The following is a 21,012-nucleotide window of genomic DNA, read 5'->3' on the forward strand; positions in this document are numbered from 1 at the left end:
GCAAATGAATCAAGAAGTTCAGGATCTAAAGAACGCTCTTCGCCAGAGTCTTCACAAGATTCGGGATCTGAAATGGTCTCTGGAAGCGGCGGAGAATGCCTCCTCTCAGCCCATCGCGATTGTCGGGATGAGCTGCCGCGCGCCTGGAGGACTGGCGAGCCCGGAGAGCTATTGGGCCCTGCTGGAGCGCGGTGGCGACGGCGTGGGCCCGCTGCCGGGCCGCTGGAGCCGTGATCTGATGCGGCGCCTGGAAGCGGTCACGGGCGGGCTGACACAGGAAGGCGGCTTTATCGACGCGGTTGCGGATTTTGACGCCGGGTTCTTCGGCATCTCGCCGCGCGAGGCGGTGGAGATGGATCCGCAGCAGCGCCTGATCCTGGAGGCGGTGTGGGAAGCGCTGGAGCAGGCGGGCATTCAACCGGAGAGACTGCGAGAGAGTCGGACCGGCGTCTATCTGGGCTCGATGGCTGGCGACTACGGCACGCGCTCGCTCGAGGCGGCGACGATGTGGACGTCGACGGGCACGCTGTCGAGCGTGCTGGCGGGCCGTGTCTCCTATGTGCTGGGCCTCGAGGGTCCGGCGATGACGGTGGATACGGCCTGCTCGTCGTCGCTGACGGCGCTGCACCTGGCATGCACGGCGCTGCGGCGAGGCGAGTGCGACCTCGCGCTGACGGGCGGCGTGACGGTGATGTCGACGCCCATGACGCTGGTCGCACTGGGGCCGGACAACGGGATGGCGCCGGACGGTCGCTGCAAGGCGTTCTCGGCGGAGGCGGATGGCGCCGGCTGGAGCGAGGGCTGCGGTGTGCTGGTGCTGAAGCGGCAGTCGGATGCGGAGCGGGATGGCGACGAGATTCTGGCGCTGATCCGGGGCTCTGCGGTGAACCAGGACGGTCGCAGCCAGGGGCTGACGGCACCCAACGGCCCGAGCCAGCAGCGCGTGATCCGTGCGGCCTTGGCGGCAAGTGGGGTGAGCCCCGACGAGATCGACGTGGTCGAGGCGCACGGCACCGGAACCAGCCTTGGCGATCCGATCGAGGCCGGCGCCCTGGCTGCGGTGTTCGGGCCGACGCGGCGCGAAGATCGCCCGCTGTGGCTGGGCTCGTCGAAGTCGAACCTCGGCCACACCCAGGCGGCGGCCGGCGTCCTCGGCGTGATGAAGATGGTGCTGGCGCTCCGGCACGAGGTCTTGCCGAAGACGCTGCATGCGGAGCATCCGAGCAGCCAGATCGAGTGGGAGGGCAGCGGGCTGTCGCTGCTGCAGCAAGCACGGGCGTGGCCGCGCGAGCCTTCGCATGTGCGTCGTGCCGGCGTGTCCTCGTTCGGCATCAGCGGGACCAATGCGCATGTCGTGATCGAGGAGGCGCCGGCGCGCGCCACAGCTCGTGGCACGGATACAAAAAATACAGACGATGCGTCATCGCCGTTGATCCCGCTGCTGGTGTCGGGCCGTGACGAGGCCGCGCTGCGGGCGCAGGCGGGCCGGTATGGCGAATGGCTGTCGCAGCATCCGGACGTGGATTGGTCTTCCGTGGTGGCGACGGCTGCATTGCACCGGACGCAGTTCGCCGTACGTGCCGCGGTGTCAGTACGCGATGCGGCGGAGGCGATAGAGGCGTTGCGATCGCTGGCCGAGGGTCGCCCGCATGCGGCGGTGTCGGTTGGCGAGGCCAGGGGCGAGGCCGGCAAGCTGGCGTTCCTGTTCACGGGCCAGGGCGCGCAGCAGATCGGCATGGGCCGGGCGCTGCTGGAGAGCTGCGCGGCGTTCCGCGCCACGTTCGAGGAGGCCTGCGGCCATTTTGACGGACTGCTGGATCTGCCGCTGCGCGATGTGATGTTTGCGGAGGAAGGCTCGGAAGAAGCCTCGAAGCTCGACGAGACCGCCTACGCACAGCCGGCGCTGTTTGCGGTCGAGGTGGCGCTGTTCCGCCAGCTGGAGCAGTGGGGTATCGCGCCCGACATCCTGCTCGGCCACTCCATCGGCGAGCTCAGTGCCGCACATGTTGCGGGCGTGTGGTCGCTCAGGGATGCCTGCCGTGTGGTGGCCGCACGTGGCCGCCTGATGCAGGCGCAACCCGCCGGCGGCGCCATGGTGGCGATCGAGGCCGGCGAAGCGGAGGTGCTGCCGCTGCTTTCTGAAGGCGTCGAGATTGCCGGGTTGAACGGGCCGCGCTCGACCGTGATCTCCGGCGATGAAGCCGCCGTGCTGGCGCTGGCGGAAGCGTTCAAAAGCAAGGGCCGCAGGACCTCTCGTCTGCAGGTGAGCCACGCGTTCCATTCCAGGCGAATGGAGCCGATGCTGGAGGCGTTCCGGCAGGTGTTGACATCGGTCACCTTCGGCACGCCGCGGCTGCCGGTCGTGAGCAACGTGACGGGCCGTCTGGCGACCAAGGAGGAGCTGTGCAGCGCGGCGTACTGGGTGCGTCAGGTACGCAGTCCGGTGCGGTTCCTCGACGGCGTGCATGTGCTGGAGGCGGAAGGCGTGCGGGCAAGTCTCGAGCTTGGTCCGGACGGCATCCTGACCGGACTAGCAGCGGGATGCTTGTCGGAAGGCTCACCGATGCAGGTGATTGCCGCACAACGTCGCGGGCGCGATGGCGGCGAGGCGCTGCTGGCGGCACTCGGCACGCTTCACGTTCACGGCGTTGGCGTCGACTGGGCGAAGGCGCTTGGATCGAGCGCAAAGACATCGGTTGCCTCGCTTCCGACCTACGCATTCCAGCGGCAGCGTTACTGGTTCGAGGAGGAGAAGCCGAGCCCGGCTGACTCGAAAAATGGGGTTGATGCCCGTTTCTGGGAAGCAGTGCAGAGCGGCAGCATGGAGCGCGTCGGGCAGCTCCTTCAGCTTCCAGAAGGCGGACAACGCGAGCATCTGTCAGCGCTCCTGCCGGCCCTGAACAGTTGGTACGAGCAGACCGAAGCAGAGGCGATGGTCGATGCGTGGTGTTACGAGGACCAATGGCAGAGAGTAAGCGCCCCAGCCTCGTCCGCGGCTACTGACGGCGTCTGCTGGCTTGTGAGCGGCGAGCGGCCCGACGTGGCGCACCGCGAGCGGCTGCAAGAAATCCTCAGCGCGCAAGGCGCAGCCGTCGAATGTCTCACAGTGAACGAAGCTGGGGCTCGACTGCGCGCAGACGCAGGCAGTGCAGACGCTACTTTGCCGCGCGCTGTCGTGTATCTGGCAGGAGAGTTGCCGCCAGGACGCTCTGTGGCGGAAGAAAAACCCTGGCTGCACGCGACCAGCGAAGCTGTCACGCTCGCACAAGCTATCAGCCAGCGAAAAGAGGCTTCCAGCACGCGCCTGTGGCTGTGCACGCCTCACGCTCTCCGGGTGAGAGACGACGATGTGCCGACAGCAGCCTATCTGCAAGCATTGTGGGGGCTTGGCAGAACACTGAATTTGGAGCTCCCAAATGCCTTTGGCGGGCTGGCAGATCTTGGACCTGCTGACGCCGTCACGCTGCGGCGGATCGCGGCCACGTTCCTGTCCGCCGAGACGACGGGCGAAGAGTTTGCGCTGAGGGGACAAGATCTCTGGACGCGAAGGCTGCACCACGTGCCGTCGCGGACCGCCTCGAAGCCTGCTGCTACGAAATGGGACCCACAGGGCACAATCCTCATCACCGGCGGCACTGGCGCGCTGGGGTCGTTCCTGTCCCATCGCCTTGCGAAACGAGGTGCGCAGCATCTCATCCTGACCTCGCGACGTGGCGAACGTGCGCCTGGCGCCGCCGATTTGGTGGCGGCACTCACGGGCAAGGGGTGTCGCGCTGAGGTCAGGGCCTGCGACGTCGGCGACAGCGCTGCGGTCGACGCTCTCATCCGTCAGCTGACATCCGGTGACGCTGGTAGGCCTGCGCTGCGTCACATTTTTCACCTCGCTGGCGACGTGTCGGACGTCCCGCTCAACGAATTGACGCGAGAGGCAATCGAGCACGAACAGGGCGGCAAACTTGGCGGTGCCTGGGCGTTGCATGAGTCCGTGCAACGTTGGGGAAGCGAGCTCGAAACGTTCGTGTTGTACGGATCGGTCGCTGGCTTCCTGGGTAACTATGGCCAGTCCACCTATGGCGCAGCCAATGCCGGGCTTACGGGTTTGGTCCATCTGCGACGTTCCAGCGGATTGCCCGCGACGATCCTTCACTGGGGTGCATGGGCGGATGCAGGAATGGCTGCCGCTCAGAACACGGAGTCTCAGCTTCGTCGTCGCGGCGCGTCCTTCATGAAGCCAGAGCTCTGTTTATTGGGACTTGAGCGAGCGTTGCAGGAAGATCGGGAGGAGCTGGCGGTCTTTGATATCGACTGGGCCCGCACGAGGGAGTTGACCGGCCGCACCAGTCCGCTTCTGAGCGAGCTCCCGGATATGCAGGTCGCATCCGGTCCGGACAGCGCGCACGGACATTCGCATAATTTGAGGATTGAGCTGCAAAAGCTGACAGCTCGCGAGCGCCGCAGCCGCGTGCTGTCGCTGGTGCGGGATCTCGTTGCCATGGTGCTGGGGATCAACGATCCCCGGACATTGGCATCCGAGATCGGCTTCGCCGAGTTGGGTCTGGACTCCCTGATGGCAGTGGAAGTCCGGAACAGGCTTGCAAAGCAAACCGGTCTGTCGGTGCCGGCGACCCTCGCGTTCGACCATCCCAATTTGAAGGCCGTGAGCGAATGGGTGCTGGAGGCTCTCGAACTGGGCGACAGCTCGAGAAAGATTGAGACTGCTGCGGTCCTGCGTCATGGCGAAGCGTCAGGCGCGCTTGCGATCATCGGCGTGGGGCTGCGTTTTCCCGGCGGCGCCGAAGATCTGGAGAGTTTTTGGCAGCTGCTGTCGACGGGCGTCGATACGCTGGGGCCGATTCCCGCGGAGCGTTTCGACCGTGCAACCTACTATGACCCGGATCCCGAGCACCGAGGCACATCGTACGTCAAGGAGGCATCGTTACTACATGATGTGGCGGGATTTGACGCGGCTTTCTTCGGGATATCGCCGCGGGAAGCAACGCAGATCGACCCGCAGCACCGGCTGTTGCTTGAAGTCACATGGTCGACGCTCGAGGATGCCGGGATCGTACCTAAATCCCTGGCGGAGTCGACGACCGGATTGTTCATCGGCATTGGACCGAATGAATATCAGACCCGAGGTTTCAATCTAGCGGAGGCAGACGCCTATGCCGCGACGGGCGGTGGGGCGGCATTCTCTGCTGGGCGACTTGCCTACCATTTGGGCGTGCAAGGTCCGGTCATGGCCGTGGACACGGCATGTTCGTCGTCGTTGGTCGCGCTGCACCTCGCCTCGGAGCATCTGCGATCAGGACGGTGCGACTTGGCGATCGTGGGCGGCGTGCAGGTGGCGTCGAGTCCGGAAGCGTTTGTGGTGTTGTCGCAGACGCGCGCGTTGGCGTCCGATGGTCGAAGCAAGACGTTTTCCGAGGCTGCCGACGGATACGGCCGTGGCGAGGGTGCCGCTGTCTTGGCGGTGATGCGGCTGGAGGATGCGCAGGCACAGGGGAAGCGCATAGTCGGCGTGGTGCGCGGAACGGCGGTCAACCACGACGGTGCTAGTTCGGGCCTCACCGTGCCAAACGGAATTGCGCAACGGAAGACGCTGCGAGCCGCATTAGCCGACGCGCGTTTGGGCGCCGCCGACATCGATGTCGTCGAATGCCACGGAACGGGAACGTCGCTGGGGGATCCGATCGAAGTCCAGGCGTTGCACGCGGTGTATGGCCAGGCGCGACCCGAAGATCTCGGACGATTGAAGCTCGGAGCTGTGAAAACGAACGTTGGACATTTGGAAGCGGCGGCGGGCTTGGTCGGTGTGATCAAGATGCTGGCCAGCTTCGAGTCGGAAGCATTGCCGCCTACGCTGCATTGTCGACCGCTCAATCCGCACCTGGATTGGGAACGACTGAATGTCGAGGTGGTGGATCAATTGACTGCCTGGCCTCGCGATGTGGCGCGGCCGCGGCGCGCGGGCGTCAGCGCGTTTGGACTGAGCGGGACGAATGCGCATGTGGTGATCGAGGAAGCGCCGGCGCGCGCTAATGTTGTCAGCGCGGCTGATGCGTCATCGCCATTGCAAGCGTTGATCCCGCTGCTGGTATCGGGCCGTGACGAGGCCGCACTGCGTGCACAGGCGGGCCGGTATGGCGAATGGCTGTCGCAGCATCCGGACGTGGATTGGTCTTCCGTGGTGGCGACGGCGGCATTGCACCGGACGCAGTTCGCTTCGCGGGCGGCGGTCTCGGTGCGCGATGCGGCGGAGGCGATAGAGGCGTTGCGATCGCTGGCCGAGGGTCGCCCGCATGCGGCGGTGTCGGTTGGCGAGGCCAGGGGCGAGGCCGGCAAGCTGGCGTTCCTGTTCACGGGCCAGGGCGCGCAGCAGATCGGCATGGGCCGGGCGCTGCTGGAGACGTGCCCGGCGTTCCGCGCCACGTTCGAGGAGGCCTGCGGCCATTTTGACGAACTGCTGGATCTGCCGCTTCGCGATGTGATGTTTGCGCAAGAGGGTACGGAAGAAGCCTCGAGGCTTGACCAGACCGCCTATGCGCAGCCGGCGCTGTTTGCGGTCGAGGTGGCGCTGTTCCGTCAACTGGAGCAGTGGGGTATCGCGCCCGACATCCTGCTCGGTCACTCCATCGGCGAGCTCAGTGCCGCACATGTTGCGGGCGTGTGGTCGCTCAGGGATGCCTGCCGTGTGGTGGCCGCGCGCGGCCGCCTGATGCAGGCGCAACCCGCCGGCGGCGCCATGGTGGCGATCGAGGCCGGTGAAGCGGAGGTGCTGCCGCTGCTTTCTGAAGGCGTCGAGATTGCCGGCCTGAACGGGCCGCGTTCGACCGTGATCTCCGGCGATGAAGCCGCCGTGCTGGCGCTGGCGGAAGCGTTCAAAAGCAAGGGCCGCAGGACCTCTCGTCTGCAGGTGAGCCACGCGTTCCATTCCAGGCGAATGGAGCCGATGCTGGAGGCGTTCGGCCAAGTGCTGGCGTCAGTCTCCTTCGGCACGCCGCGGCTGCCGGTCGTGAGCAACGTGACGGGCCGTCTGGCGACCAAGGAGGAGCTGTGCAGCGCGGCGTACTGGGTGCGTCAGGTGCGCAGTCCGGTGCGGTTCCTCGACGGCGTGCATGTGCTGGAAGCCGACGGCGTGCGGGCGAGCCTTGAGCTTGGTCCGGACGGCATCCTGACCGGACTAGCAGCGGGATGCTTGTCGGAAGGCTCACCGATGCAGGTGATTGCCGCACAACGCCGCGGGCGCGATGGCAGCGAGGCGCTGTTGGCGGCACTCGGCACGCTTCACGTTCACGGCGTTGGCGTCGACTGGAAGGCCGTTGGCAATCTCGCCAAGCAGCCTGTTGCCTCGCTTCCGACCTACGCGTTCCAGCGTCAGCGTTACTGGCTGGAGGCGGAGAAGGCGGGCGGTGATGTCGCGACGATGGGCCTGTCGGATGCCGCGCATCCGCTGCTGGGAGCTGCGACGCCGCTGGCGGAGAGCGACGGCTTCCTGCTGACGGGGCGGCTGTCGCTGTCGGACGCGGGCTGGCTGGGCGACCACAAGGTGTTCGGGACGGTGCTGCTGCCGGGGACCGGGCTGTTGGAGCTCGGCTTTGCGGCGGCGCGTGCGGTGGGCGCCACGAGCGTGTCGCAGCTGACGCTGCTGGCGCCGCTGGTGCTGCCGGCGGAGGGCGGGGTGCGGCTTCAGGTCCAGGTCGATGGTGGCGAGGCGGGTGCGGCCGAAGGTCGCGGGCTCAGCATCTACAGCCGTGCGGAAGCGGCCTCCGAGGGCTCGTCGTGGACGCTGCATGCGCAGGGCGTGCTGGGCGAGGCTGCGGCAGAAGCCCAAGACAATATCGAGGCAAGCGGCCTCGAAGTATGGCCACCCGTTGCCGGCGAGCCGATCGACCTGACCAGTCATTATGCGCGGCTGGCTGCGCGCGGCTACGGCTATGGACCACTGTTCCAGGGGCTGAGCGAGGCCTGGCGTGTCGGCGATGTTGTCTACGGCCGCGCGGTGCTTGCGGAAGCGCTGGGACCGTCGGCGGAGAGTTATGGCCTGCATCCGGCGCTGCTGGACAGCGCGCTGCATGTGTTGACCCTTGCGCAGGTCGAGGGTCTCGGCGACGGGCCGGTGCTGCTGCCGTTCGAGTGGTCGGACGTGTCTCTGGTTGCGACCGGTGCGCAGGAATTGCGTATCCGTGCATCGGTGCAGCGAAGTGGCGAGGGCGAAGCCCTGGCGGTGCTGCATGTGACCGATGGCAATGGGCGCGCGGTTGTGCGCCTTGGCGGGCTGCGGTTGAGGGAAGCGAGCGATGCGCAGATCCGTGACGCCGCGCGCACCGAGACGCAACATCTGTACCGTCTGGAGTGGCGCTCGGTCGCTTTGAGCGAGAGCGGAGCTCAGGCGCTTGCCTTGCCGCTGATCGTCGGAGGCGACGGCGCGCTGGCGAGGCATCTGGGTCTCGATCACGCCGACAGCGTTGCGGCCGTTGTTACGCGCCTCGACGAGGGCGGAGCGATACCGTCGCAGATCGTGTTCGACCATCTCTCCGAGGCGGGTGGGTGCGTGCTTGCGGCGACGCATGCGACGGCTGCACGCGGTCTTGCCGAGTTGCAGGGAATTCTTGGCGAAGCGCGTCTGGGCGAGACGTCGGTGATTTGGCTGACGAAGGGCGCAGTGGCGACAGGTCCTGATGACGGCGCGTGTGGATTGTCGGGTGCGCCGTTGTGGGGACTGGTGCGGAGCGCGCGGGCGGAACATCCCGATCGGCGGCTACAGCTTGTTGACGTGGATGTGCCGCTTGCGGATGCTTCGCTGCTGTCAAAGCTGATTTCGTCGACGACAGAGCCCGAGCTTGCGCTGCGGCATGGCTCTGTGGTGGCGCCACGGCTGGTGCGCGCCGGAGCAGGCGAGGCAGAGCCGCGGCGTCTTGCTGCTGGCGGGACGGTGTTGATCACGGGCGGTGTGGGCGAACTCGGCAGTGAGGTCGCGCGGCACCTAGTTGCTCGCCACAATGTGCGTCATCTGTTGCTGACGTCGCGCCGTGGCATGGCGACGCCGGGCGCGAGCGAGCTGGTAGCGGAGCTGAAGGCGCTGGGCGCGCAGACGGTTGAGGTTGCCAGTTGCGACGTCTCCGATCGTGCCCCGGTCGGCACGCTCCTGAGGGCCATTGCGCCGGAACGCCCGTTGACGGGTGTGTTCCATCTTGCCGCATTGCTGGACGACGGGATCGTGCCGGCGCTCACCATAGAGCGTCTGGAACGTGTGCTGCGACCAAAACTCGATGGCGCCTGGCACCTGCATGAGCTGACGGCGGATCAGGATCTGGCGGCGTTCGTGCTGTTCTCGTCGGTGGCGGCGCTCGGCAGTCCGGGGCAGGCGAATTACGCCGCAGCGAACGCATTCCTTGATGGGCTTGCGGCGGAGCGGCGGCATCGTGGTCTTGCCGGGCAGAGCCTGCTGTGGGGCCTGTGGGAGCAGCGCGGTGTTGGTATGACGGCGCATCTGGGCCGTGCCGAGCTGATGCGGATGCGCCGCCAGGGCGTGCAGGCGCTGCCGCTGGAGCTTGGGCTCAAACTGCTGGATGCGGCGCAGGCGCTGCCTGACGCGGCGGTGATCCCGATCCACCTGGATATCGGCGTGGTGCAGCGCCAGTTCAACGAAGACGTGCCGGCGCTATATCGCGCCCTGGTGCGCACTGGCTTGCGGCGTGCCTCGACGTCGAGCGGTGACACCAACGCCTTGCGGGTTCGGCTGGTCGCGCTTGCGAGCGACGGTGAGCGGCAGCAGGCGCTGGTGGAGCTGGCGCAGGAGGAGATCGCGGCCGTGCTGGCCTTGCCCGGGGCCTCGTCTGTGCCTGCGGATGCACCGCTGAAAGATCTCGGACTGGACTCGCTGATGGCGGCCGAGATTCGCACCCGCTTGTCGAAGCGGGTCGGAACCAAGCTGCCGACCACGCTCGCCTTCGATTATCCGACGGTGCGGGCAATGTCGCGCCTGCTGCTCGAGAAGCTGGAGCTCGATCGGACTGCTGCTCGACACGATAAGCGGCGGGCGATCACCGCATCGACGGCGGCGTCGGAGTCGATCGCGATCGTTGGGATGAGCTGCCGTACACCTGGAGGTCCGGCGAGCCCTGAGAGCTACTGGGCCTTGCTGGAGCGAGGTGGTGATGGCATTGGCCCGCTACCTGGCCGCTGGAGCCGCGATCTGTTGCGACGCCTGGAAGTCGTGACGGGATGGCTGACGCAGGAAGGCGGTTTTGTCGACGCTGTGGAGGATTTCGACGCTACGTTCTTCGGCATCTCGCCGCGCGAGGCTGCGGAGATGGATCCGCAGCAGCGCCTGATCCTGGAGGCGGTGTGGGAAGCGCTGGAGAGAGCTGGTATCCAACCGGAAGGCCTGAGAGAGAGCCGGACCGGCGTGTATCTCGGCTCCATGGGCAGCGACTACGGCATGCATCGCTCGCTTGAAGACACCACGATGTGGACGACGACGGGCAAGCTGTCGAGCGTTGTGGCGGGTCGCGTCTCCTACGTGCTGGGCCTCGAAGGCCCGGCGATGACGATCGATACGGCCTGCTCGTCATCTCTGTCGGCGTTGCATCTCGCCTGCACGGCGCTGCGGCAGGGCGAGTGCGACCTGGCACTGGCGGGCGGTGTGCACGTGATGTGTACGCCCATAGCCTTGGTCAGCATGGGTGCGGGTGCTGTCGCGCCCGACGGCCGAAGCAAGAGCTTCTCCGACGGCGCTGACGGCGCCGGTTGGAGCGAAGGCTGCGGCGTGCTGGTGCTCAAGCGCCAGTCGGATGCGGAGCGGGATGGCGACGAGATTCTGGCGCTGATCCGGGGCTCTGCGGTGAACCAGGACGGTCGCAGCCAGGGGCTGACGGCGCCGAACGGCCCGAGCCAGCAGCGCGTGATCCGTGCGGCGCTGTCGGCGAGCGGGGTGAGCCCCGACGAGATCGACGTGGTCGAGGCGCACGGCACCGGAACCAGCCTTGGCGATCCGATCGAGGCGGGCGCCCTGGCCGCGGTGTTCGGGCCGACCCGGCGCGAAGATCGCCCGCTGTGGCTGGGCTCGTCGAAGTCGAACCTCGGGCACACCCAGGCGGCGGCCGGCGTCCTCGGCGTGATGAAGATGGTGCTGGCGCTCCGGCACGAGGTCTTGCCGAAGACGCTGCATGCGGAGCATCCGAGCAGTCAGATCGAGTGGGAGGGCAGCGGGCTGTCGCTGCTGCAGCAGGCGCGGGCGTGGCCGCGTGAGGCCTCGCATGTGCGCCGTGCCGGCGTGTCCTCGTTCGGCATCAGCGGGACCAATGCGCATGTCGTGATCGAGGAGGCGCCGGCGCGGGCGTCTGCTGCTGTCAGCAGTGAGATCAACGGCACGGAAGCATCGTCGCAGGCCGTGATCCCGCTGCTGGTATCCGGCCGTGACGAGGCGGCACTGCGGGCGCAGGCCGGGCGTTACGGGACGTGGCTGTCGCAACATCCCGATGCGGACTGGGGCTCCGTGGTGGCGACGGCTGCGTTGCACCGGACGCAGTTCGCCGCGCGGGCCGCGGTGTCAGTACGCGATGCGGCGGAGGCGATAGAGGCGTTGCGATCGCTGGCCGAGGGCCGCCCGCATGCGGCGGTGTCGCTCGGCGAGGTGCGCGACCGCGGCCGTGTGGTGTTCGTATTCCCTGGACAGGGCAGCCAGTGGCCAACGATGGGCCGGGCCCTGCTGGCGGAGTCGGCGGTGTTTGCGCAAGCGATTGCGGCCTGTGAGACGGCGCTGTCGAAATACACGGACTGGTCGCTAACCTCTGTGCTTCGTGGGGATGAGGATCTCGAACCCTCCCTGCTGGAGCGGGTGGACGTGATCCAGCCGGCGCTGTTTGCGATGAATGTTGGCCTTGCCGCCGTGTGGCGCAGTCTCGGGCTGGTGCCCTCGGCGGTGGTGGGCCACAGCCAGGGCGAGATCGCAGCCGCCGTGGTGGCTGGCATCCTCTCGCTCGAGGACGGCGCCCGGGTCGTGGCGCTGCGCAGCCAGCTGTTGCGTGGCTTGAGCGGCCGCGGAGCCATGGCGGTGACGGAGCTTGCGGCCTCGCTCGTGGAAGAGCGGCTGAAAGCGGCGGAATGGTCCGGTCTGTCGGTCGCGGTGGTCAACACGCCGGGCTCGACGGTCGTCTCGGGACCGACTGAAGCGATCGAGCGCTGGGTCGGCTGCCTTGGCCAGGAAGGGGTGTTCTGCCGGCAGGTCAATGTGGACTACGCCTCGCACAGCGCGGAGATGGACCCGATCCTGCCGGAGCTGGAACGCTTGCTGTCGGACCTTAAGCCACAGTCAGGTCAGGTGGCGATGATCTCGACGGTGACGGGATCGCGTTGTGAAGGAGTATCGCTGGACGGGGCCTATTGGTGCCGGAACCTGCGGCAGACGGTGCGGCTCGACCTTGCACTGGCCGAGCTGATCGGTCACGGGCATGGCGTGTTTGTGGAAGCGAGCGCGCATCCGGTACTGGCAATGCCGCTGTCTGCGGCAAGCGGCGAGCATGGCGTGGTGGCGGGATCGCTGCGCCGCGATGGCGGAGGGATGTCGGAGCTTTTGCGCAATCTCGGCACGCTGCACGTTCACGGCGTTGGCGTCGACTGGAAGGCCGTTGGCAATCTCGCCAAGCAGCCTGTTGCCTCGCTTCCGACCTACGCGTTCCAGCGGCAGCGTTACTGGCTTGAGGCGGAGAAGGCGGGCGGTGATGTCGCGACGATGGGCCTGTCGGAAGCCGCGCATCCGCTGCTGGGCGCGGCGACGCCGCTGGCGGAGAGCGACGGCTTCCTGCTGACGGGGCGGCTGTCGTTGTCGGACGCGGGCTGGCTCGGCGACCACAAGGTGTTCGGGACGGTGCTGCTGCCGGGGACCGGGCTGTTGGAGCTCGGCTTTGCGGCGGCGCGTGCGGTGGGCGCCACGAGCGTGTCGCAGCTGACGCTGCTGGCGCCGCTGGTGCTGCCGGCGGAGGGCGGGGTGCGGCTTCAGGTCCAGGTCGATGGTGCCGAGGCGGGCGCCGGCGGCCGGGCCTTGAGCATCTACAGCCGTGCGGAAGATGCGGCCGAGGGCGGATCGTGGACGCTGCATGCGCAGGGCGTGCTGGGCGAGGCGGCGGCAGAAGCCGCCGCCCAAGACAATATCGAGGCAAGCGGGCTCGAGGTGTGGCCCCCCGTCGGCGGCGAGCCGATCGATTTGAGCGGTCATTATGCGCGGATGCAGGCCCGCGGCTACGGCTATGGGCCGCTGTTCCAGGGGCTGGTTGAGGCCTGGCGTGTTGGGGACGCCGTGGTTGGGCGGGCGGTGCTGCCCGATGCGCTGTCGGACTCGGCGGAGAGTTACGGGCTGCATCCGGCGCTGCTGGATGCGGCGCTGCATGTGCTGAGCTTTGATCCTGTTGCGGGCAGCGATCTCGATGGCGGAGCGGATGCGCCGCTGCTGCTGCCGTTCGAATGGTCCGAGGTGTCGCTGGCCGCGACGGGGGCGCGGGAGCTGCGGGTGCGCGCCTCGGTCGAGCGCGGTGGCGAGGGCGAGGCGCTGGCGCATCTGCAACTGGCGGATGGGCACGGGCGGGTGGTCGCCCATGTCGGTGGTCTCAGGCTGAAGGAAGCGAGCGAGGCACAGATCCGTGAGGCTTCGCGCAGCGAGGCGCAGCATCTGTATCGGCTGGAGTGGCGTGCGGTGGCGTTGAGCGATGCTGCCTCTGAAGCACCTCTGATGGTGGGCGGCGACGGCGCGCTTGCGGCGGCTCTCGGGCTTGATCACGTCGAGAGTATTGCGGCTGTTGTTGCGCGGCTCGACGCGGGTGCATCAGTCCCGGCTCAGATCGTGTTCGACCATTTGTCCGATCCGGCTGAACCTGATGGCCCCGTGCTTGCGGCAACGCATGCGACGGCGGAACGCGGGTTGGCCGAGCTGCAGGGGCTTCTTGGCGAGGCGCGCCTGAACGAGACGGATGTCGCGTGGCTGACGCGTGGCGCGGTGGCGACGGGTCCGGATGAAGGCGCCGGCGGACTGACGCGAGCGCCGCTGTGGGGCCTGGTGCGCAGCGCACGGGCGGAACATCCGGACCGGCGGTTGCAGCTCGTCGACGTCGATGCGGTCCTCGCGGATGCGTCGTTGCTGGCGAGGCTGACGTCGACGACGTCTGAGCCCGAGCTGGCGCTGCGGCATGGTGCGGTGCTGGCGCCGCGGCTGGCGCGCACAGGCACAAGTGCGATCGAGCCGCGACATCTTGCTACTGGCGGAACGGTGTTGATCACGGGCGGCGTGGGCGAACTTGGTAGTGAGGTTGCACGGCACTTGGTTGCCAAGCGCGGTGTACGTCATCTGTTGCTGACGTCGCGTCGCGGGATGGCGACGACTGGCGCGAGCGAGCTGATTGCAGACCTGCAAGCGCTTGGTGCGCAGACGGTGGAGATCAAAAGTTGTGACGTCTCGAACCGTGATGCGGTTGGCGCGGTGTTGCGTGGCATCACACCGGATCGTCCGTTGACGGGTGTGTTCCATCTTGCGGCAACGCTGGACGACGGCATCGTACCGTCGCTCAATGTGGAGCGACTGGAGCGTGTGCTGCGACCAAAACTCGATGGTGCCTGGCACCTGCACGAGCTGACGGCGGATCAGGACCTCGCGGCCTTCGTGCTGTTCTCGTCGGCGGGCGGGCTTGGCAGCCCGGGGCAGGCGAACTACGCGGCAGCGAACGTATTCCTGGATGCGCTTGCGGCGGAGCGTCGGCATCGTGGTCTTGTCGCGCAGAGCCTGTTGTGGGGCCTGTGGGAACAGCGCGGCGTCGGCATGACGGCGCATCTGGGCCGGGCCGAGCTGATGCGGATGCGGCGGCAAGGCGTGCAGGCGCTGTCGCTGGAGCTTGGGCTCAAGCTTCTCGATGCGGCGCAGGCGCTGCCGGATGCGGCGGTAATCCCGATCCATCTGGATGTCGCCGCGATGCAGCGCCAGTTCGGCGAGGAGGTGCCGGCGCTGTATCGTGGCCTGGTACGCACTGGCTTGCGGCGTGCCTCGGCCGGAAGCGGTGACACCAACAGTCTGCGGTCGCGGCTGGCTGCGCTTGCAAGCGATGCGGAGCGGCTGGCTGTGCTGATGGAGCTGGCGCAGGAGGAGATCGCAGCGGTGCTGGCACTGCCCGGGGCCTCGTCAGTGTCTGCGGACCAACCGCTCAACGAACTTGGAATGGACTCGCTGATGGCGGTTGCTCTCCGCAACCGTCTGTCGGGGCAGATTGGGACCAAGCTGCCGACCACGCTGGCGTTCGATTATCCGACGGCGCGGGCGATCGCACCGCTGCTGTTGGAGAAGCTCTCATTGAACGAGCGCGCGTCGCTGAGACAAGGTGCGGACGGGAAAAGCAAGGTCCGATCAAAACTCGAAGGGCTGGCATCACTCAGTGCATTGCTTGATAGCGCAGATCCCGAATTTCTGCGCCAGCTCGACCTGGAGCGGCGGCTTTCAGGGCTTGCGGAGATGACTGCCTTGCTGGAGAAGGGAAGTTCTTCTTGTGTCGTTCCCATACGCCCCGGATTTGGAGATCGGGTACTGGTTTACATCCCGGGCCTTGGCCATGGCTCGACCCGCGAGAACACGCCGCAGGTCATAAAAAACCTGGCTGGCGACTATCCTATCGCGGGTCTCAATCCATACCCACTCGCGGCGCAGGGGCTGCTGCATGGGCCTGTCGAAGATCTGGCTTCAAACTATGCGCCACACGTGGAGTCCTGGATCGGCGATCGATCCGTGTTTTTCGTCGGAGGCTCCTTTGGCGGAGTTGTCGCCATTGCACTGGCTTCCGAATTGGAACGTCGGGGCCATCATGTGACTGGAATCGCCTTGCTCGACACGCAGGCGCCGCCTGACCTCCACTCCGTACCAGTCTCGATGATGAATGCCATCGATGGAATGGGATGGGCCCACCTGATGAGAACGTACGGCCTTGCCGAGGACGATTCCGAAAAGCTAGCCGAACTTACCGGTGCACCATCAACCCAGGCCCTGCGCGAGATGATATCCGACAACGTCAAGGGCCAGATCGGCTACGTCCTGCCAGCAGTATCAGCGCCAATTTACATGCTCCACGCAAAGGAGCACGACCCTGCGCTTCGTAGCCTTGAAGAACATTCGCTACCGGATTTGGGCTGGAGCCGGTTTGGGCTTGAGCTGACCTCCATCACCATGGTGCAGGGCACCCACAGCTCCATGTATGCCCATCCGGAAGCACCGGGTCACATCGATGCGCTGTTCGAGAAGGGATCATGATCAGGGGCGCGGCGAAGTCGCGGGTCATCGCTGCTACAGCCGATCAGGCATTGAGTTGATTTAGGACGGCGAGAGCAAATCAATGGGCCGCGCCAAGCGCCGATTGCTGTTCGAATTGCTCAGCAGAGGATACCGAGATGCCACGAAGGTGATCGACATCACTCTGAACGACAAAAACTGATGATCGCGGCAGGAACAATTCCGGCTTGCCGGCCGCGCGGTAAGCAAATGTCCGCTCCGATACCAAGCGGATTGCTCGTCAAATCCCTACGTCAAATAACCGAATTTGTGTGCGAGCTAAGGTGCTCGCACACAATGTTCATGCTGCATATCTCCGCGACACTCCAAACTCAAACCGCCCCAGAGACCACTGCACCACAATTGGCAATTGTCTCAATCGTTGTCGTCAGGGTGTACCCGGCGACGCCGGCGCAACGGGTCTCTTTGCCGAGACTCGGCACCTCGCCCCTCGCGGAGCAGGTCGCCCAGCTTGCGAAGAGGCGTTTCAACCATGCGGTTCGTGAAGCCGGTCATCATCCGGTCGGCCATGCGCCGACCCTCTTCAAAATCAATGTCAAAAAGATCAATGTCTAACAAATCTTCGCGGTATTGGCGCTTGCGGCGTTGCCGCTCGGCATCGGCCCAAGCCTGCTTTTCTTCTTCATTCGGGCCTTCAAGCCATGCTTGCCGACGCTTCTTCTCGCGCTCGGCCCAAGCTGCGATGTCAGCCTCAGGCACAGCCCACGGTTCGTGTTCGCTAAAAGTTTCGGAGGCGCTTTCAGAACGCCGGGAATCCGTCGAAGCCTTGCTCATGAACAATCTCCAATATGGATCAACAAAGGATAGCATGTCCTAAGAACTTGTCCATCCGCCCCACGTCGAGCGGACACGGATCGAAAGTCGGTTTCGCGCGTTGCTTGTGGTTATTTTGCGGCTTTTGAGCGCATTCCCTGTGTGATCTGATCCGTGATGCAGCGCTTGAACCTAATTCTCTGGCGCGGGCTGCTCCATCGCTGCGGCACTTTTTCCGAAGCCCAGGAACGATCGCGAGCCTTGGGCTGGCACCTAGCGTACTCGCCCGAGGCTGCGCTGGCTTACCTCTCGTCCGATCACGTTCGATTGCTCGATGGCGGCAAGCTTGCGTCCCTGACGGAGGGCCAACAGCATAAAAATAAACGCGCAGAAAAGTAGCGTTCCGGGAATGAAATATTGCCCGACTCCGAGTGCAGCATTCAGGCTCGCGAATGCATCCTCACGGAATCCAAGAGATGCAATCGTGCCGATGAGGGCCGTCCAAATGCCATACTGCAAGAGGCGAGCTTGCAACATTCGCAGCGATACTTCGATCGAGCGGCCGGATGTCAGCAGCTTATTTACATTAGCTACGATCTCCTTGGCTTGTCCCCACGTCTCGGTAACGCTTCCAATTGCCTGTCGTTGCGTGAATATCTCGCCAACGTCGATGCGCGCGGCGCGCATCATGAATTGCGCTTCGTCCGCCAGCGGATCGCATGTGGGCGCGAGCTCGAAGACGATTGCATCCCGTGTCAGCAAAGTCCGCAAGTACAGCGAAACCGTCGCCGGAATGGATAAGCCGTGCTGTCGTATGACAGACATCATCCGAACCACGATATGTCTGGCGGCCAGCCAAGTCACGCTTCCGACGGGGCTGCGAAAACCATACAGATAGTCCTCAAGCACGACGGACATATCCCGCCGAAATCTGGCAATGTCTGTGCTCGGTGCGGCTTCGATCCATCGCAACAGCTCATCGGTTGCGTCGTCAAACTGTTCTCGAAGCACGTACTGCATGAAAAACCGAAATGAATCCTGGTGTTCCTCGGTGAACCGTCCGACGACGGCAAAGTCGACATAAGCTATCCGGTTGTCGGGCAGGATCAGGATGCCGGCGGGACTTAGATCGGAATGGAAAAGCCCGTCTCGATAAATCTGGTTGAGTGTGCACCAGTAAATGCGTCGAGCGATTAGGCGCAGATCGTAGTCCTGGTCTTTGAGACTCTGAAGGTATTCCCTGTCGTCGTGTTGGATCGCGTTCAAGATTCGCTGCACGGGGATCCCGTCGACGAATTCCCAAGTCAGAATGCGTTTGGCGGTATATTCTTTTCTGACTGTGAAATTGAACTCGGCTTCATCGCCCTTGGACAACTCCGACATGACTGTCGCATTGCGCGCCGTGTCCGCGAGATCGAGCTCCGAAAATAGAGCGCGCTCAAATTCCTTCACATAGGTGGCAACCGAGTTGGCTCCAAAGACTTTTGCCCAATCCAACGGAGCGGCAAGCCAGTGCATCAGGCGAATATCCGTCAGGTATTTCTTTCGTGTGGCCGGATTTTGGATCTTCACTGCGAGCCGCACGCCGCCCAAGGACGTCGCCCGATGGATCTGCCCGCTTGACGTGACCGCAAAGGGCTCGCGTTCAAGCGCCGCAAAAATCTCGTCGGGGGAACGACCAAGGTCTTCGATGATGATTTGATGAATTGCTGAATAGTCTTCTGCCACCACCTCGTTGGTGATTTGCAGGAGTTCCAGGCAGTAGTCCGCGGGTAACAGGTCAAAGCGAAGAGCCAGAGCCTGACCGAGCTTGACGAAGGTGAAACCCAATTTTTCAAACACGAGGCGCAGGGCGCGCGCCGACTTTTGTGGGCTCGACCGGAAGGGCCATGCCGCTGGCAATTGATACCGCGCCAGCAAAAGCGTCAGTTGGAACAGGCGCGCTATCGACTTGAACAAATCAGGCATCTGCTCTTCCGCGTGCTAACCGTACAAGCCACTGTGATAAAACGTGGAGGCGGGCCATCGCTGCCGCGATCCTAGGTTCCGCTCCAGGTGCGTGCAAGCCGATTGTGGTCGGCTCGCGCGAGACGTTCTCGGCTGAGTTGCGTCGTACGACCGATCAACACTCAATTCCTCCGATGGCCAGTCGGAGCGGAGCCCAACGCTGTACAAATCCGGCCGCGTCGTGCTAAATATCAGCTTTGGCCCACATTGTCGGTCGCGACTTGACCGTTGTGAGTGATTAGCAATTGATCGATAGAATTGGCCACGTGTTTTTGGGTGCGCGTCGGCTTTGCCAAATTATCTCGGCTGTTTCGCGTTTTTACGTCCGTCCCAAGCTTTGGCCAGGAAAGGTAGTGGTTCCACCGGAAGTACGCTTGCGCCTTTTTTTGGAGTACTTGGGCGGCGCATGGATGAAGATCGGACAGGCGCTTGCGCTACGGTTCGATTTGTTGCCGAGCGAATATTGCGCCGAACTGTTGAAGCTTCTCAACCAGACTCCGACTGTTCCATATGATGCGATCCGCCAAGTGATCCTGCATGAACTTGGTTCGTTTCCCGAGCAGATATTCGCGTCCTTTGATCCTGTGCCGCGCGCAACCGCTTCCATCGCTCAGGTTCATATCGCGACCGCACGCGATGGCGAGAAACTCGCGGTCAAAGTGCAAAGGCCCCGCGTCGAGGAACAATTCGAAGCGGATTTTCGTATTTTCCACATGATATCGTGGCTGGTCGGCCTGATGGATTCTTTAGGAGGATCCGCGCTTCGCTCTTTCTCGGAAGAGTTCGAGAAGTGGAGCCGCGAGGAACTGGATTTCACAACTGAAGCAAGAAACACCTTTCGGATACATGTGCGATCCGAGCACGATCCAATTCAGGTCTGTGCGGACGTTCGTTTTGAGTTTTGCTCACGGCGCGTCTTGGCCACCAGGCTGCTGACAGGCATCTCGCTGTTGGAGGTTGGCAATGCAGCGCGAGCGCAAGATACTGGAGCTTTGCGTGCTCTGAATTTGCAACGCGACGATCTCAAAAAGATCGCGCGAAATTACTTTTGGTCGGTTTACAACCAAATCTTCCGCGATGGCATCTTTCACGCAGATCCTCATCCAGCCAATGTCTTCGTGCTCAGCGGAAACAGGATCGGATTTGTCGATTTCGGCGCGACCGGCCGGCTGTCCAAGGAATTCCGGTCGGCACTCTCCGAGGTCTTTATTCATCTGTACCGAAGGAACATCGAGCAAGCTGTCGCCGCAAACTTCAAGTTGCTCGTTCCGTCGGAGGATACCGACCTGCGTCAAGCGCGGGAAGATTTTTTCATCGCGTATCAGATGTATCGGCTTGCGCTGGATATTGCGGGGGCGGACGTGCGGAAGCTTACCACGGAGCTGCTGGTGGGCACCATGACGATTGCGCGACGCCACAAAATTCTCATGCCGCAAGAGCTGAGCATCTATTACAAGACCATCATGACCGTCGATGCGGTCGTTTCTGAATTGGCACCCGACTACGATTGGATTTCCGATTTGCCTGAGTTCTTCACGCGGGGTTTTATTTCCGATGTGAGGGAAGGGCTTCATCGCTGGCCGGAAATCGTGCTGGCGACCAGGCATAGCGCGGACCGTTTGTTGAGTGATGCTAACAGCCTCACAGCATCGTTCCAGTTCTTTAATCCCGCTTTGAAGAGCATCCAGACGAGGGCCGTGCTCTACGGAATCTGGTCCGTCGCCTTTTGTGTGGCAGCCTATTTGGCCGCGAAGGGTGACATGTCGCTCCTGAATGACATCGTGGGCGTGAGCAATCGTTGGATCGTTTTCGGCTTCATGGGAGCTGCAATCGTTTCCTTGCTTCTGATGCAGCGCCAAATCCGAGATATTCGGAAAGTCAAAACTTGATTGGAAGCTAAGCTTTCGTCCGCTCTGTGTTGGCGGTCACAG

Annotated in this window: 4 protein-coding genes; 2 read left to right on the plus strand and 2 right to left on the minus strand. The window is 64.1% G+C overall.

What is annotated here, in order from left to right; translation table 11 throughout:
* The first annotated feature begins 4 nt into the window (after positions 1-4).
* Complete coding sequence (locus tag IC761_RS15145) at positions 5-16,282, plus strand: type I polyketide synthase (RefSeq protein WP_195804000.1); 16,278 nt, start codon at positions 5-7, stop codon at positions 16,280-16,282.
* Positions 16,283-16,675: 393 nt separating this feature from the next.
* Here the strand turns inward: IC761_RS15145 and IC761_RS15150 are convergent, their stop codons facing one another.
* Positions 16,676-17,095: a hypothetical protein gene (locus IC761_RS15150; protein ID WP_195804001.1), complete on the minus strand. Its 420-nt coding sequence runs from the start codon at positions 17,093-17,095 to the stop codon at positions 16,676-16,678.
* 252 nt (positions 17,096-17,347) lie between these two features.
* A complete protein-coding gene (locus IC761_RS15155) occupies positions 17,348-19,042 on the minus strand; it encodes an ABC1 kinase family protein (RefSeq protein WP_195804002.1) in 1,695 nt (564 codons plus the stop codon).
* Positions 19,043-19,491: 449 nt separating this feature from the next.
* On the opposite strand from IC761_RS15155, the gene IC761_RS15160 reads away from it, so the two are divergent.
* Positions 19,492-20,970, plus strand: coding sequence for an ABC1 kinase family protein (locus IC761_RS15160; protein WP_195804003.1), 1,479 nt, complete (start codon positions 19,492-19,494; stop codon positions 20,968-20,970).
* Positions 20,971-21,012: the final 42 nt, after the last annotated feature.

Origin of the sequence: Bradyrhizobium commune, from assembly GCF_015624505.1 — a bacterium.
Taxonomy (GTDB): Bacteria; Pseudomonadota; Alphaproteobacteria; order Rhizobiales; family Xanthobacteraceae; genus Bradyrhizobium; species Bradyrhizobium commune.